The sequence below is a fragment of the Paenibacillus sp. FSL F4-0236 genome (assembly GCF_038000135.1).
Lineage (GTDB): Bacteria > Bacillota > Bacilli > Paenibacillales > Paenibacillaceae > Paenibacillus_AQ.
In genome coordinates this window covers 3,956,705-3,971,161 of sequence record NZ_JBBOBK010000001.1, presented here as the reverse complement: position 1 = coordinate 3,971,161, position 14,457 = coordinate 3,956,705, and the positions used below count along the sequence as shown (strand labels likewise).

Genomic DNA, 14,457 nt, shown 5'->3' with positions numbered 1-14,457 from the left:
ACCGAGAAGATTGAAAGAAGGTAGAAAATGAGGAGCGGAGCGTAGTGGAAGCTACGTGAGCATCGGAAGTTTCGCCTGAATCCAATATTCGATGTCGAGTAAGCTTCTTGGGTTACTTCGTGATCAAAAGCGGACTTTTTGAACAACTATTTATGTTTGATTTTTGTAGTAGAAAGGAAGTGGGATGATGAGCCCTTTCGTGCATTTGCATGTGCACAGCGAATACAGTTTACTGGACGGGGCGGCGCGCATTACCGATCTCGTGCGCCGGGCCGGCGAATACGGCATGAAGTCGCTGGCGCTTACGGATCATGGAGTGATGTATGGGGCGATCCCCTTTTATAAAGCGTGTAAAGAGAATGGAATCAAGCCGATTATCGGCTGTGAAGCCTATTTAACCGCGGGCTCTCGCCGTGAGCGAGGCAGTCGTAAAGATCAACCGATTTATCACCTGATTCTGCTCGTCAAGAATGAAACCGGCTACAAGAACCTGATGAAGCTGATCTCTATCGGTCATCTGGAAGGTCATCACTATAAACCTCGTATTGATATGGAGGTTTTGGCCGCTCATTCGGAGGGGATCATATGCCTCAGTGCCTGTCTTGGTGGCGAAGTGCCGCAGCATTTGTTGCATGGAAGAGATGACGAGGCGCGAAAAGCTGCGCTGCGATATAAGGAGATTTTTGGCGAAGACTTCTACCTGGAGCTTCAAGATCACGGAATTTCCGAGCAAAAGCGAGTAAATCCGAAGCTGATCGCACTTGCCAAGGCCTGTGAGATCCCACTTGTAGCTACGAATGACGTTCATTATTTAGCCAAGGAAGATGCAGAGGTACAGGATGTTCTGATCTGTATTGGAACAGGTAAAACTGTGGATGATGAGGAACGGCTCAAGATCGGAACAGATCAGCTGTTTCTCAAAAGCAGTGATCAGATGGCGGCGTTGTTCCCGCATGTGCCTGAAGCTATCAGTAACACGCTATTGATCGCAGAAAAATGTAATTTGGAGCTTACCTTCGGTCAACACATTCTGCCTGCCTATTCACCAATTCCAGAAGGTAAGGACTCCGCTGCATATTTGCGAGAGTTGTGCTTTAAAGGGCTTGAAGAACGGTATATAGACACACCGCTTTGGGCATCAACTGTGCAAAGAGAAACCGCTGAGAAGCGTCTTGCCTATGAGCTTGGCGTCATCGAGAATATGGGTTTTAGTGATTATTTTCTAATTGTGTGGGATTTTATCGCTTATTGTCATCGTCAGGGGATTGCTACTGGTCCGGGCCGGGGTTCTTCCGCGGGGAGTCTTACCGCTTATTCCCTACGAATCACGGATGTAGATCCGCTTAAGTATAACTTGCTCTTTGAACGTTTCTTAAATCCAGAACGGATCACGATGCCGGATATTGATATCGATTTTAGTGATGAGCGTCGTGATGAGGTTATCGCTTATGTGGTGGAGAAATACGGCAAAGAACATGTGGCACAGATCATTACGTTCGGAACCATGGCTGCACGGGCTGCAGTTCGTGATGTGGGCAGGGTACTGAATTTACCTTATAACGAGGTAGATAAGGCTGCCAAGCTCATCCCAGGACAACTAGGTATCAGCCTTGCTAGAGCACTAGAGACTACTCCAGACCTTAAAGCGCTGTATGATAGTAATCCGAAGATCAAAGGTTTGCTGGATATGGCAATGAAAGTGGAAGGTATGCCTCGTCATGCTTCGACACATGCTGCCGGGGTTGTTATTTCCAAAGGTCCGTTAACTGATGCTGTACCCCTTCAAGAGGGAAACGAAAGTACAGCGTTAACTCAGTACTCTATGGAGCATTTGGAAAGTGTTGGGCTGCTGAAGATGGATTTTCTGGGCCTGCGTACTTTGTCGATTATCGAACGCTGTATGAATTCGATTAAAGAAATGAGTGGCAATGTTCCAGATTTTAAAATCATACCAGATCACGATCCGCTCACCTATGAAATGCTAGGTGCTGGTGAGACGACTGGGGTCTTTCAGTTGGAGTCGGCGGGTGTAAGACGTGTGCTTAAGGATTTGAAGCCAAATGGCTTTGAAGATATCGTATCCGTTCTAGCGCTATATCGTCCGGGTCCGATGGAGTTTATCCCGAAATATATAGCAGGTAAGCACGGTCAGATCGAAGTAGAGTATCCCCATCCTGATTTGAAATCTATATTAGCGGATACCTATGGGATAATTGTGTATCAGGAACAGATCATGCAGATTGCTTCGCTTATGGCTGGATTCTCGCTTGGTGAAGCGGATCTGCTCCGTCGAGCGGTTTCTAAGAAGAAGCGCGAGACGTTGGATAAGGAACGCAGCCATTTTGTACAGGGGAGCTTGCAGCAAGGATATAACGAAACGGATGCGAATGCTGTTTATGATATGATTGTACGGTTTGCAGATTATGGCTTCCCGCGTGCGCATGCGGCGGCTTATGGCGTGTTGGCTTTCCAGACGGCTTATCTTAAGGCGCATTATCCGGTACAGTTTATGGCATCTATGCTGACCGCCGTGATGGGAACCCACCGTAAGGTGGCGGAATATGTACTGGACTGCCGCCGCACGGGCATCGGCGTATTACCGCCGGATGTGAATGAGAGCGGCGTACTGTTTACCCCTGTTCCAGGAGAGGAAACGGGAACAGGGCATATCCGCTTTGGGCTCGCAGCGATTAAGAACGTCGGCACGTTAGCAGTGGAGAATATTATGTCGGTCCGCAAGGAGCGGCCGTTCGACAGCCTGCTCGATTTCTGTCGACGTGTGGATCTGCGGGTCTGCAACAAGCGGGTAGTGGAGTCTTTGCTGCAGGCAGGAGCCTTTGACTGTCTGCCGGGTCATAGGGCCCAGCTGCTGGCTATGCTGGACGAGACCGTTGACGCCGCGACGAAATGGCGCAAGGAGCGAGATGAACTGCAAATTCAGTTGTTCGATGATTTGGTGGAGACGCCGAATTGGGAGATTCGCTATCCGGATATCCCTAAGTTTACAGTAGGACAGCAGCTGGAGATGGAACGTGAGCTGCTGGGGCTGTATCTATCAGGTCATCCGCTCGACGATAGTGCTGAGCTGCTTGAGGAGACGGGTATACAGCGGCTTATGGATCTCGGCGAAGCCGCAGATGAGAGCCAGACGGTTACGGCCGGCATGGTCGTATCCGTTAAGGAAATTACGACGAAGCAAGGAAAATCGATGGCCTTCATCGAATGGGAAGATCAGATCGAGCGCTGCGAAGTCGTGCTCTTCCCCGAGGTGTGGAAGCGAAGCCGCGGCTTGATTGCCAAGGGCGCGCTGCTGGCCTTGCGCGCCAAGGTGCAGCAGGAGGACGAAGGCTTCAAGCTGCTGGCCGAGGAAGTGGCGCTGCTATCCGCGGAGACACTCCGCGGTCTGCTGCAGCGCCGTAGTGCCGCCGCGTCCCGCCCGTATAGCGCGGGACGCTCGGCCTCAGCAGGAGCGCCGCCGCGTGGCGCGGCTCCTGCTTCGCGGGCTAGCGGGGCCGCCACTGGCCCCGCTAGCAGACCTGCAGGCGGCGCAGCTGCGCCTGCAACACCTGCACCGGCCGCTGCGCCAGCGCCGGGCTCAGGCCAGCGTGTCTTTATCAAGATCACGCCGGCCGCCGAGAATGCTGCGCAGCTGTCGCGCCTGAAGGAGCTGCTGCAGAATCATCCAGGCCCAGTAGCGACGATTCTGTTCTACGAACGGGATCAGAAGCTCCTGGCCCTTAGCGATAATTACCGGATTAAGCCTACCGAGGAGCTAATCGCGGCTATCGAGTCTATGCTGGGGGCAGGTACCGTAAGAATAAAATAAGAACAATTCCACCCTTTTCCGCATACATTAGGAAACCACAGGGCGAATCCCTGGGCGGAAAGGGGAATCACATCATGTCCTATCAAATGGCAGTTGATCTGTTGGAACGTAGAGGCGTATCACTTTCTTCCATTGCTGAAATCGTATATATTTTACAATCGGTCTATTATCCCGGTTTATCCAAGGAAGAATGCCTTTCCAGTGTGAAATCTGTATTGGGAAAAAGAGAAGTGCAGTACACGTTAATGACGGGGATCGCACTTGATGAACTGGCAGAGAAAAGACTGCTTCCGCAGCCGCTCCAGGCAGTAATGGAAGCGGATGAATCACTTTATGGAGCGGACGAGACTCTAGCCCTTGGCATCACAGGGGTATATGGGATGATCGGGCTTACAGGATTTGGGTACTTGGACAAAATAAAGCTTGGAATCATTGGTGAATTGAACGATGATAAGGGGAGGATTCACGTGTTCTTGGATGACTTAGTAGCGGGTATCGCTGCAGCTGCTTCTGCTAGAATCGCTCATCGGCAGGAAGGGGCAAAAGTATATCCTCTGGTCACGGACACGGAATAAATGACCCGATTCATTTCGTTTGAACGAGTTCCTCAGTCTTGCTTCCTTTGCCCTACGCCTGTTGCGGGAAAAAAGAAAACTGTGTTATCATAATTCCATTATACGGGATACGGCTGGGAATTAAGATTGGGGAGGCCTTGCAAGGCATGTGGACGGTAATATATATCGCGCCGACCGCCAAAGTGGCGGATATGATTAAGAGTAAGCTGACTGAAGAAGGTTTTTTAGTAAAATGCCGTCCAATCAATATGTCCAAGCAGCAGTTTGAGATATTGGTTCCTTCAGGTGAACTGGAGGAAGTACAGGAAGTCCTTAATCTTATTCTGCATCCCTGAATTTCTATCAAGAGAAAAGTCATGACAGCGGCAAGCTGCATAACGCAAATAAACGGCTGAAGAGGTGCGGGTGTGTTCAAAGATTTATTTCAGAAGAAACGGAAGTACGCGACTATTCCTTCAGAACGTCTGGAGCGAAGCGGCGTGCCTGCAGAAGGCGAACGCCCCAAACGGGAAATTCCAGAAGGATTAATGAGTAAATGTAATAAATGCGGAACGATCCAGTATAGCAAGGAATTGGAAAAGAATCTAAAAGTATGTCCTACTTGTGGTCATCATTTGCGCTTGAACGCCGTAGAGCGTATTGCTATGACGTTAGACCCAGAGGGCTTTATTGAGTTTGATAGTGAAATGTATTCTATAGATCCGCTGAAATTCCCGGGTTATGCCTCTAAACTGGAGCAACAGCAACTAAAATCGGGACAAACTGATGCCGTGATTACGGGTCAAGGGTCTATTGGCGGACATCCAGTGATCGTAGCTGTGATGAATTTCGAATTTTTCTCCGGCAGTATGGGATCTGTAGTTGGTGAGAAGATTACCCGGGCGATTGAAGAAGCCACGGAGAAGCAGCTTCCACTCCTTATTTTCTCTACTTCTGGCGGAGCGAGAATGCAGGAGAGTATTCTAAGTCTTATGCAAATGGCGAAGACCAGTGCAGCGCTTGCTCGTTTCAACGAAGTGGGCGGCCTTTATATTTCTATAATTACGGATCCGACAACTGGCGGAGTATCTGCGAGTTTTGCTAGTCTTGGCGATATTATTATTGCTGAGCCTGGGGCGGTATTCGGTTTCGCAGGACGTATAGTCATTGAACAGACAATTCGCCAGAAGCTTCCGGATGATTTCCAGACGGCTGAATTTAATCTGCAGCATGGCTTGATTGATATGGTTGTGCACCGTAAAGAAATGCGCGCCACACTGACCAAAATTTTGGAATTGCATGATGTGAAAGGGGGATTTTAGGTTGGCAGGAGAGTTGCCTTTTGAAATGCCTCTGGTTGAAATGCGCAAGAAAATTGCTGAGCTAAAGCAGTTTGGCGAAGAGAAAAGTATTGATTTTACGGATGAGGTAGCAAGACTGGAAGAACGGTACCGTGTGCTTGAGGAGGAAGTTTATTCTAATATCTCCCCTTCCCAAAAAATGCATCTAGCTAGACATCAAGGACGTCCGACTTCTCTTGATCTTATGGGGCAGATCTTCACAGATTTTATCGAGCTTCACGGGGATCGAATGTTTGGGGATGATCTTGCAATTGTAGGCGGTATCGCCAAACTTAACGGTGTCCCGGTTACGGTCATTGGCCAGCAGCGCGGTAAAGATACGAAGGAGAATATTTTACGCTTTTTCGGCAGTGCACACCCTGAGGGCTTCCGTAAGTCACTGCGTCTGATGCAGCAAGCGGACAAGTTCAATCGTCCCATTATAACCTTTGTAGATACGAAAGGTGCATATCCAGGCAATACAGCTGAGGAAAGAGGACAATCCGAAGCAATTGCCCGTAATTTACGCGAGATGTCTCAGTTTGGTGTTCCTGTAATCTGTGTGGTTATCGGTGAAGGCGGAAGTGGGGGCGCATTAGCACTGGCAGTTGGTAATAGAGTGCTTATGCTGGAACATGCCATTTATTCGGCGATATCTCCTAACGGTGCTGCATCAATTCTATGGAAGGATGCTTCGAAGGCTGATCAAGCGGCAGAAGCCATGAAGATAACGGCATCTGATCTGCTTGAAATGGAAGTCATCGAAGAGATTGTTCCTGAGCCAAAAGGCGGCGCACATCGTGATTACGAAGTTACGGCAGCTGCAATTAAAGATGCATTATGGCGTCACTTGCAGGAGCTGATTCTTCTGGATAGAGCGGAATTGAAAGAAGATCGTTATCGTAAATTCCGTAAAATAGGTGAGTTTGCTGAAGTCCAGCAGGAGCAGATTTTCCTTGAAGAAGAAGTGGAATCTGAAGTGTGAATCGTGCCTTTCCATTTGCACTTTAAGACATATAACCATACTTAGTGGACCATATTGAATTAAGTGTAAATTATACATTTTATTGGAATTAAAATAATCTCGACGCAATGCCGGGATTATTTTAATTTTTTTGTGCGTTCAGATAATTCGAGCTCAAATTACATCTAAAAGAGCCTACAACATTGATTTTGTGTCTAAGTTGCAGTAATATTCATAAGGGCGTAGTTAAAGGCACATGTGACAAAGTTCCTATTTAATTAGTTAGCCTTGTAGTAGATTTTGTAGTTGGAAAAAGTGAGACAGAGAGAACGAAAAAACGGAGGAAAACCTAATGCGGAAAAGTAAAATTGTATGTACGATCGGACCTGCGAGTGAATCGTTGGAGAATATCAAAAAATTGATTTTGGCTGGTATGAATGTGGCCCGTTTGAATTTCTCCCACGGCGATTTTGATGAGCATGGTGCTCGGATTAAAACGATCCGTCAAGCATCTAAGGAACTGAACAAAACTGTTGCTATCCTGCTCGATACAAAAGGACCGGAGATTCGCACAGGCAAGTTGGAAGTAGAACCGATTGAACTAGTTCAGGACGAGTACCTGACACTAACTACGGAAGAAATCCTTGGCACCCAAGAACGTATTTCCATCACGTACAGCGAGCTTCCTAATGATGTTCAAGTAGGCTCCACCATCCTTATTGATGACGGTCTGATTGGTTTGACAGTTGTCGACATTCAAGGAACTGAAATCAAGACCCGTATTGTAAACGGTGGTACAATCAAGAGCAAGAAGGGCGTTAACGTACCAGGAGTAAACATCTCCTTGCCGGGTATTACGGAAAAAGACACCAACGATATTCTTTTTGGTATCGAACAGGACATCGATTTTATCGCCGCTTCCTTCGTTCGCAAAGCTAGCGACGTTCAGGAAATTCGTGAGCTGCTTTCGAAAAACAACGCTTCTCACATTCAAATCATTTCCAAAATCGAAAACCAACAAGGTGTTGACAACCTTGATGAAATTTTAGAAGCTTCCGATGGCCTGATGGTTGCTCGTGGTGACCTTGGTGTTGAAATTCCAGCTGAAGATGTACCTTTGGCTCAAAAATTGATGATTCAAAAATGTAACGTTGCTGGCAAACCAGTAATCACAGCTACACAAATGCTGGATTCTATGCAACGTAACCCACGTCCTACTCGCGCTGAAGCAAGTGACGTAGCAAACGCTATTTTCGACGGAACAGATGCAATCATGCTTTCCGGAGAAACTGCTGCTGGTAAATATCCAGTAGAATCCGTTCTTACAATGTCCCGTATTGCTGAGAAAGCGGAGTCCGCTCTGGATCACCGTGAAATTTTCTCAAAACAACAAACTTTACAAGAAACTACAGTTACAGAAGCTATCAGCCAATCCGTTGCAATTTCCGCTTTGGATCTGAACGCTAAGGCTATTCTTTCTTCGACTGTTACAGGTCATACTGCACGCGTTGTTTCCAAATACCGTCCTAAAGCACCAATCATTGCTGTTACGACACAAGAAAGAACTATGCGTCAATTGTCCCTCGTTTGGGGCGTAACGCCAGTATTCGGTAAAGTAGCTACTTCCACAGATGAATTGCTTGAAACAGCAATCCAAGGTGGTAAGGATTCCGGTCTGGTTCAAGCTGGCGACCTAGTTGTGATTACTGCAGGAATTCCACTTGGACGTTCCGGTTCCACTAACTTGGTAAAAGTAAGCACAATCGAGTAGTACTCGACTGTTCTTTGCCTGATTCGTAGTTTTTAATTAGCCAAGCCCAAACGCGGTTGGCGTCCCTAAAGGACGGTAAGCGTTTATGCGAGAAATAAAAGAGCTGTCTCAGATGTAGTGAAAATCTACAAATGAGGCAGCTCTTTTTTTTATACTGAATCCATTTATGCTGTTAGTATATACGTTTGACGCTAAAAGAGTCCCCTCGAGGGCTTGGACTGGAAGGAACCGCAACGGTGGTGTTATTCTGGACCATGATCCCTCCATTAGAAAGAGTTAACCTAGGTCGTTTTCCATTGATTCGGCAGCAGTTGAAGCGGGTAGTGCTCACGCGGGCCAGCTTTGCGATGGAACCATCGACCTCAGGAGCCTCCATAATCCATTCGCCGGAGGTCTGCGGACCAGTATATCGCTGAAGCGTTCGGAAGGTCCAATTTCGGCTTAAATTCCGGAGTGTGATAGACCACTTCGTGTGGTTTATTTTTGTGATAGTACCCTTCATATGATCTCCAGGGTATACTGGAAAAGGGATTACGGTCTCGACGTCAGGTAGTATTTCCCACCAGGCGTAATAACGGGCAATCCCATTTACGAATTCATGACCTGTTCCCGTCTGAATAAGGTTACTGTTCTTGAAGCCGTCGATGCCAATCCATGCGGAGGAATAGGTGGATTTGTGGGTTGGTTTTACGTATGGGACGGTCCATTCACCGGAAATGCGATTGAAGGCACCTTTTCTACCAGTAACAGTGTAGCCACTCCAGTTCTTAGATGACCAGCCAAAAGCAGAGCTTTGTCTATTGCTCGCATTAGATTTGTCTGTTAGACAAGGATGATTTACCATGAGAGAGTTATATTTTATGCTCAACTTGTCCACCGCCTTTATAGTACTGCTATATTAAATGCGATGATTACATATGAAGTACGGGTGTTCTGTTAAAATATAAAAATATAAAGTTGGAGGACTCATAGTACAAATGGAAAAATTATCGAAGCTGCGCGGCTTTTATCTATTTTTAGGATTGGCCGGCGGTTCATTTGGCTCTTATCTTTCGCTGCTGCTGGTCCATAATGGACTTAATAGTGGACAGATAGGTATACTAATGGCAACAGGCACGCTAGTTGCAATCACCATTCAGCCGATGTGGGGGATTATCTCTGATCGGTATAATCAGACGCGTTTAGTACTAATCCTAAGTGTGGCGGTTCCGGCCTTACTAGCCGTCTTTTATCGTTCGGAATATTTCATTGTACTTCTTCTGGTGTATACGTGCTCAACGATCTTCTCCTCTACACAGGCTCCTATAGCCGATTCTTACGCGATTTCGGCGGCGAATAGAGCCGGAGCCACTTACGGTAGCATCCGGCTTATGATGAGCATTGGAGCGGCTCTAGGAGCTTATGCAGGAGGGGTGTACGTATCTACCTTCTCTGTATCCACGATATGGCTACCTTTTCTCTTTTTTAATCTGATTGCAGTCCTTATTGCGTTTACATTGCCGAAGCAGGCGGAAGAGAATCATATGATGAGGCAATCGTTTACTCAGGGGGTAAGACAACTGCTGGGGAATCGGGTCTTCCTTGCGTTTTTGGGTGGCAGCTTTCTTGTGAACCAGACGATGGCTGCTTTTGGTACATACTTTGTAATTGCTTTTCAATCGGTTGGAGGGTCTACGCGCTATGCAGGGATTGCGCTCTTTCTCGCATCGGTGACGAATGTGCCTTCCATGCTGTTTGCTTCTAAGGTGATTAAGAGGTTGGGTCGTGAGCGGACCTTGCTCCTTGGGGCTCTTATTTATGTTTTGCGGTGGGGTATTCAGGTTGCTTTTCCTTATCCATCGGTAATGATCGGAGTGCAAGTGCTGCATGGTCTTTCATTTGGGTTCTTTTATATTGCTGCAGTCGAATATGTATCTCAGATCACGTCTAACGAGATGCAGGCCACTGGCCAAAGTGTATTTAATATGGTGTTTGCAGGTTTTTCTGGCATTGTCGGTAATTTACTGAATGGATTCTTGCTCAATCAAGGCGGGGTAGAAGTAATGAATCTGTCTTGTATGTTGAGCTCTATCGCAGGAGCAATGCTGCTGTTCTATGTTGCCAGAAACTCTCGGCGCAAATTATCTACGACGCTATCTTCAGGCGGGGCCCAGGCTTAACGCTTCCCTGCTGCTATGCTGAAAGGAGTATTTATAGATGGAATTAGAACGAGCTGGCTTGCCCAGCCGATGGTATAAGTCGACCCTGCGTGTTCGCTATCAGGAAAGTGATCAGATGGGTGTCGTGTATCATGCGAATTATTTGAACTGGTTTGAGTCTGGTCGTACGGAGATGTTTCGTCAGGTTGGTTTTACTTATCGCGAACTTGAGAAACAAGGCGTCTTACTTCCTGTCACCTCAGCAGATTTGCAATTTAAAAGTCCGGCGCGATATGATGATCTTATCTCCGTGTATGCGCGAATGACTACCTTCTCAGCGTTACGAGTCGTATTTGAGTATCAAGTGCGGAGGCTTTCGGAAGAAGAAGGTGGAAATTCAGAAGATTTATTGGCTACTCTAGGGGAGTTGCGGTCGATGGATCCACCTGGGGAGCTGCTGGTTACAGGCACGACAAGTCATGTTTGGGTGAACCAGGAATGGAGGCCTGCTAGGCTGGATAGAGCCCTTCCAGAGCTCTTTCACGCAATAAAAGAGGCGCTGCGGGAAGAAGGGGGTTCAGTATGATTAGAAGCAAATGGTTATGGGCTGGACTATTTATTATTCCTGCTGTGGAATTATTCGGTTTTATCTACGTAGCAGATCAACTTGGAGCATTTAAAACGTTGCTGCTTATGCTGACCACTTCAGTAATTGGTCTACTAATGATGCGATTTGAAGGTAAGAAAGTGCTGCAGGACAGCAGAACACATATGCAGGAGGGCCGCGTTCCTGGTCGGACGATGCTGGATGGTTTATGTATTTTTTTCGGAGGATTGCTACTGATATTGCCGGGTTTCGTAACCGATATTGTCGGTTTCACGCTAGTATTTCCATTGACTCGGCCTTTGTACCGTATATTTTTGCTGAAGTGGATTGAGAAGAAGATGAAGAATGGCACCTTCACCTTTTACCGTCGGTAGTATACTTTTTACAACAATAACAGAGCGGACCCTGTCATTGCTGAAGGGACCGCTCTGTTTGCTATTTTACGAATTGATGATTATCGGTTCCTATCTTAATCTGCCGCTAACAATGTAGCTGTGCAAAGCTCGGAATACGCCCGCTCGGTTAAAGGCAACAAGGACTACTAGGACAACGGGGCCGATGATCAGCCCTAGCATACCGAACAACTGCAGACCGGCGAACATGCCAATTAACATGGCAAGGGGATCGAGTCCTATGCTGCTGGCGAGCACTTTCGGCTCAAGCACCTGCCGGGTAATAAGAATAACAGCGTAAAGTATGGATAGTCCTATCCCTAGTGCCAGATTGTCCGTCATATAAGAATATAACGCCCAAGGCAGCATCACAATTCCCACACCGAGATAAGGTAGTAGATCCACAAAGCCAATCATTAAGCCGATAGCAAATGCAGACTTCACACCCAGCAGCAGCAGCCCGATTACTACAATGATCGCTGTGATTGAGATGAGGATGACCTGGGCGCGAAGATAACCGAAGAGTGCTCTGCGTAAATCTCTCCAGATATCTGACACAGGCTTTAGGAATACTGTCGGCAGCCAGCCTGTAAGTTTATCATTATGACGCTCCCAACTCGTACTAATGAAAAAGGCAGCAAGGACAACCACGATAAGAATCGTACCCATACTAGGAAGTGCGGAGATCAGTTTCAATATTACATTAAAAAATCCCGTGACCACTTGCGTGACTGCGTAACCTACAGTTTCCGTTGTTCTGCTGATATTGCTGTCAATCGTAGCATGATAGTCAGGATTGTCACGGTAGAATTGATTAATCTGGTTGATGATGTTCTGAATGCTTGCATTCTGGCTTAAGGACATCAGAAGATCCTTCCATTGGTCAGTGTGGAGATTAAAGGTTTGCAGCAAGACGATTAATTCTTTTACGAGTCTTGTAATCATCGCGGTTAAGACTAGTGTGATTCCGCCTATGTAAAATAGCAGCGCGAGTGATACCGCAAGCCAGCTTGGTAATTTAAAGCCTTTAAGAATAAGTACTAATGGATGCATGATATATGCGAGCAGCCAAGCGAGCAACAGGGGGTATAACAGCGGAAGTAATAAATAGATTGCGAGCAGGAGGATGGAAGTTGCCAGAACGACCCACAGGCCGCGCAGCAGTCTTTTTAATACCAAACGATCCATACCGAGACCACACCTTCTTCATTCCTGCATAGACAGGGGAATAAGAGCTCGTCTTCATATATATTCATAGGATCGATTTAAAGACTAGAATGCGGGATAAATATTAGAATGGTCCGGAATCTCTAAACTGAAATGAAAAAATTGAATCAGGGGATTAGAAGTTTTTTTCTATCTCTCTGATAAAATCATTTGATGCGCTCCAAAGCTTCCACATTGTTCACATAACCGACAAAATCCAGTATGATGAATAAAGATACGAAGCATGTTGGTCATACAGCATTCCTGACGGAAATGTTCTTACACGCACTTATTAGATTTTTTAATGCTTTCAATTGGAAATGTTTTCATGGAACTAAGATTGTTTTTATACCTTGTTGGCAAAGGAGAGATATGCTATGACAGCTACCAAAGGCTTGGAAGGTATCGTTGCAACAACTTCATCCATTAGTTCTATTGTGGATGGTGTACTCACTTACCGCGGTTATGATATTGATGAACTTGCAGAACATGCTACCTTCGAAGAAACAGCTTATTTGTTATGGTTCGGCAGTCTGCCGACGGTGCCAGAGCTGGAAGCGCTCAAGCGGGATCTTAGTGCCTTCGCACAGATTCCTGAACAGGTAATCGAGCAAATGAAGCTCTATCCAAAAGACGCCAACACCATGGCAGCATTGCGGTCGGCTGTATCAAGCCTTGCTCTCTATGATGAAGCGGCTGACGATATGAGCAGAGAAGCGAACGAGATTAAGGCGGTAAAATTGCAGGCACAACTCCCAACAATTGTGGCGGCACTGTCGCGTATTCGTAAGGGGCTTGAACCAGTGGCTCCGAAAGAAGGCGTTTCTATTGCTGAGAACTTCCTGTATATGCTGTGGGGAAAAGAGCCGGACAGCGTATCTGTCAAAGCACTTGATACCGCACTTGTTCTTCATGCGGACCATGAGCTGAATGCTTCAACTTTTGCTGGCCGGGTTACAGTTGCGACATTATCCGATATTTATTCTGGGGTCACCTCCGCTATTGGTGCGCTCAAAGGCCCGCTTCACGGTGGGGCGAATGAAGCTGTTATGAAGATGCTAGAGGAGATCGGAAGTTTGGAAGCGGTTGAACCGTTTATCCGTAAGAAACTGGATAACCGTGAGAAAATCATGGGCTTCGGTCATCGAGTATATAAGAATGGTGATCCACGTGCAAAACATTTGATGAAAATGTCGCTGGAGCTTGGCACGATGAAAAATGACACCACCCTTTACGACATGTCCGTAAATATTGAACAATTGATTACCGGGCAAAAGGGATTAAGACCGAATGTTGATTTCTATTCGGCTTCTGTTTATACACAGCTAGGCATAGATCGTGAACTGTTCACTCCTATTTTTGCAATTAGCCGGACTTCAGGTTGGACTGCGCATATTCTGGAGCAATATACAGATAACCGCATTATTCGTCCACGTGCAGAATATACGGGTATGGTTGAACAGAAATACGTTCCAGTAGACGAAAGATAGAAGAGCAGCCTTGCGGGCTGCTCCTAAAGTTTAGTAGAATGAACCCTAGCAATAGTGTTTTAAATTTTTGATTTTAATGATGATGAGAGTTTTGTTCAAATATAAGAAAGTATAAGTTTCACACGATACTTTATGTCTTATATTTCTCGCTTAAACACTTACCGTCCTT

12 protein-coding genes are annotated in these 14,457 nt (G+C 46.6%); 10 read left to right on the top strand and 2 right to left on the bottom strand.

Features of this window, described 5'->3' with window-relative positions; translation table 11 throughout:
- The first annotated feature begins 187 nt into the window (after positions 1 to 187).
- The 6 genes from NSQ29_RS17940 to pyk all read left to right on the top strand — a co-directional run bounded on the left by NSQ29_RS17940 (position 188) and on the right by pyk (position 8,455).
- Positions 188 to 3,826: a DNA polymerase III subunit alpha gene (locus NSQ29_RS17940; protein ID WP_341126785.1), complete on the top strand. Its 3,639-nt coding sequence runs from the start codon at positions 188 to 190 to the stop codon at positions 3,824 to 3,826.
- 74 nt (positions 3,827 to 3,900) lie between these two features.
- Entirely contained in the window at positions 3,901 to 4,401 is a 501-nt protein-coding gene (locus NSQ29_RS17935) for a phosphatidylglycerophosphatase A family protein (protein WP_042186505.1), read from the top strand.
- Positions 4,402 to 4,547: 146 nt separating this feature from the next.
- Positions 4,548 to 4,736 (top strand): hypothetical protein, encoded by a 189-nt coding sequence (locus NSQ29_RS17930; protein WP_042125966.1) that lies wholly within the window; start codon positions 4,548 to 4,550, stop codon positions 4,734 to 4,736.
- A gap of 72 nt (positions 4,737 to 4,808) precedes the next feature.
- Complete coding sequence (gene accD / locus NSQ29_RS17925) at positions 4,809 to 5,702, top strand: acetyl-CoA carboxylase, carboxyltransferase subunit beta (RefSeq protein WP_042186509.1); 894 nt, start codon at positions 4,809 to 4,811, stop codon at positions 5,700 to 5,702.
- Position 5,703: 1 nt separating this feature from the next.
- Positions 5,704 to 6,705, top strand: a complete 1,002-nt coding sequence (locus tag NSQ29_RS17920) for an acetyl-CoA carboxylase carboxyltransferase subunit alpha (RefSeq protein ID WP_340968402.1) — start codon at positions 5,704 to 5,706, stop codon at positions 6,703 to 6,705.
- A gap of 331 nt (positions 6,706 to 7,036) precedes the next feature.
- Positions 7,037 to 8,455 carry a pyruvate kinase gene (gene pyk / locus NSQ29_RS17915; RefSeq protein WP_341125742.1) on the top strand — a complete coding sequence of 473 codons (1,419 nt, stop codon included), beginning with the start codon at positions 7,037 to 7,039 and terminating at the stop codon, positions 8,453 to 8,455.
- A 172-nt stretch (positions 8,456 to 8,627) separates the two neighbouring features.
- Here the strand turns inward: pyk and NSQ29_RS17910 are convergent, their stop codons facing one another.
- Positions 8,628 to 9,323 carry a G1 family glutamic endopeptidase gene (locus NSQ29_RS17910; protein ID WP_341125741.1) on the bottom strand — a complete coding sequence of 232 codons (696 nt, stop codon included), beginning with the start codon at positions 9,321 to 9,323 and terminating at the stop codon, positions 8,628 to 8,630.
- A 109-nt stretch (positions 9,324 to 9,432) separates the two neighbouring features.
- On the opposite strand from NSQ29_RS17910, the gene NSQ29_RS17905 reads away from it, so the two are divergent.
- From NSQ29_RS17905 to NSQ29_RS17895, 3 genes are read left to right on the top strand one after another with little or no spacing between them, the layout of a single operon-like run.
- Complete coding sequence (locus NSQ29_RS17905) at positions 9,433 to 10,614, top strand: MFS transporter (RefSeq protein WP_042186520.1); 1,182 nt, start codon at positions 9,433 to 9,435, stop codon at positions 10,612 to 10,614.
- A gap of 37 nt (positions 10,615 to 10,651) precedes the next feature.
- Positions 10,652 to 11,179, top strand: coding sequence for an acyl-CoA thioesterase (locus tag NSQ29_RS17900; protein ID WP_042186522.1), 528 nt, complete (start codon positions 10,652 to 10,654; stop codon positions 11,177 to 11,179).
- Complete coding sequence (locus NSQ29_RS17895) at positions 11,176 to 11,574, top strand: FxsA family protein (RefSeq protein WP_042186523.1); 399 nt, start codon at positions 11,176 to 11,178, stop codon at positions 11,572 to 11,574. The genes NSQ29_RS17900 and NSQ29_RS17895 overlap by 4 nt, the downstream gene beginning before the upstream one ends.
- Positions 11,575 to 11,664: 90 nt before the next feature.
- On the opposite strand, the gene ytvI is transcribed toward NSQ29_RS17895, so the two are convergent.
- Complete coding sequence (ytvI, locus tag NSQ29_RS17890) at positions 11,665 to 12,780, bottom strand: sporulation integral membrane protein YtvI (RefSeq protein WP_076283318.1); 1,116 nt, start codon at positions 12,778 to 12,780, stop codon at positions 11,665 to 11,667.
- Between the two features lie 395 nt (positions 12,781 to 13,175).
- Between ytvI and NSQ29_RS17885 the strand changes: the two genes are divergently transcribed.
- Positions 13,176 to 14,288: a citrate/2-methylcitrate synthase gene (locus tag NSQ29_RS17885; RefSeq protein WP_042186527.1), complete on the top strand. Its 1,113-nt coding sequence runs from the start codon at positions 13,176 to 13,178 to the stop codon at positions 14,286 to 14,288.
- Positions 14,289 to 14,457 lie beyond the last annotated feature (169 nt).

Bases quoted from the DNA above. Each gene is read 5' to 3' on its own strand.
- NSQ29_RS17905 (WP_042186520.1), top strand. From the start codon at position 9,433: ATGGAAAAATTATCGAAGCTGCGCGGCTTTTATCTATTTTTAGGATTG.
- pyk (WP_341125742.1), top strand. From the start codon at position 7,037: ATGCGGAAAAGTAAAATTGTATGTACGATCGGACCTGCGAGTGAATCG.
- NSQ29_RS17930 (WP_042125966.1), top strand. From the start codon at position 4,548: ATGTGGACGGTAATATATATCGCGCCGACCGCCAAAGTGGCGGATATG.
- NSQ29_RS17895 (WP_042186523.1), top strand. From the start codon at position 11,176: ATGATTAGAAGCAAATGGTTATGGGCTGGACTATTTATTATTCCTGCT.
- ytvI (WP_076283318.1), bottom strand. From the start codon at position 12,780: ATGGATCGTTTGGTATTAAAAAGACTGCTGCGCGGCCTGTGGGTCGTT.
- NSQ29_RS17900 (WP_042186522.1), top strand. From the start codon at position 10,652: ATGGAATTAGAACGAGCTGGCTTGCCCAGCCGATGGTATAAGTCGACC.
- NSQ29_RS17885 (WP_042186527.1), top strand. From the start codon at position 13,176: ATGACAGCTACCAAAGGCTTGGAAGGTATCGTTGCAACAACTTCATCC.
- NSQ29_RS17940 (WP_341126785.1), top strand. From the start codon at position 188: ATGAGCCCTTTCGTGCATTTGCATGTGCACAGCGAATACAGTTTACTG.
- NSQ29_RS17935 (WP_042186505.1), top strand. From the start codon at position 3,901: ATGTCCTATCAAATGGCAGTTGATCTGTTGGAACGTAGAGGCGTATCA.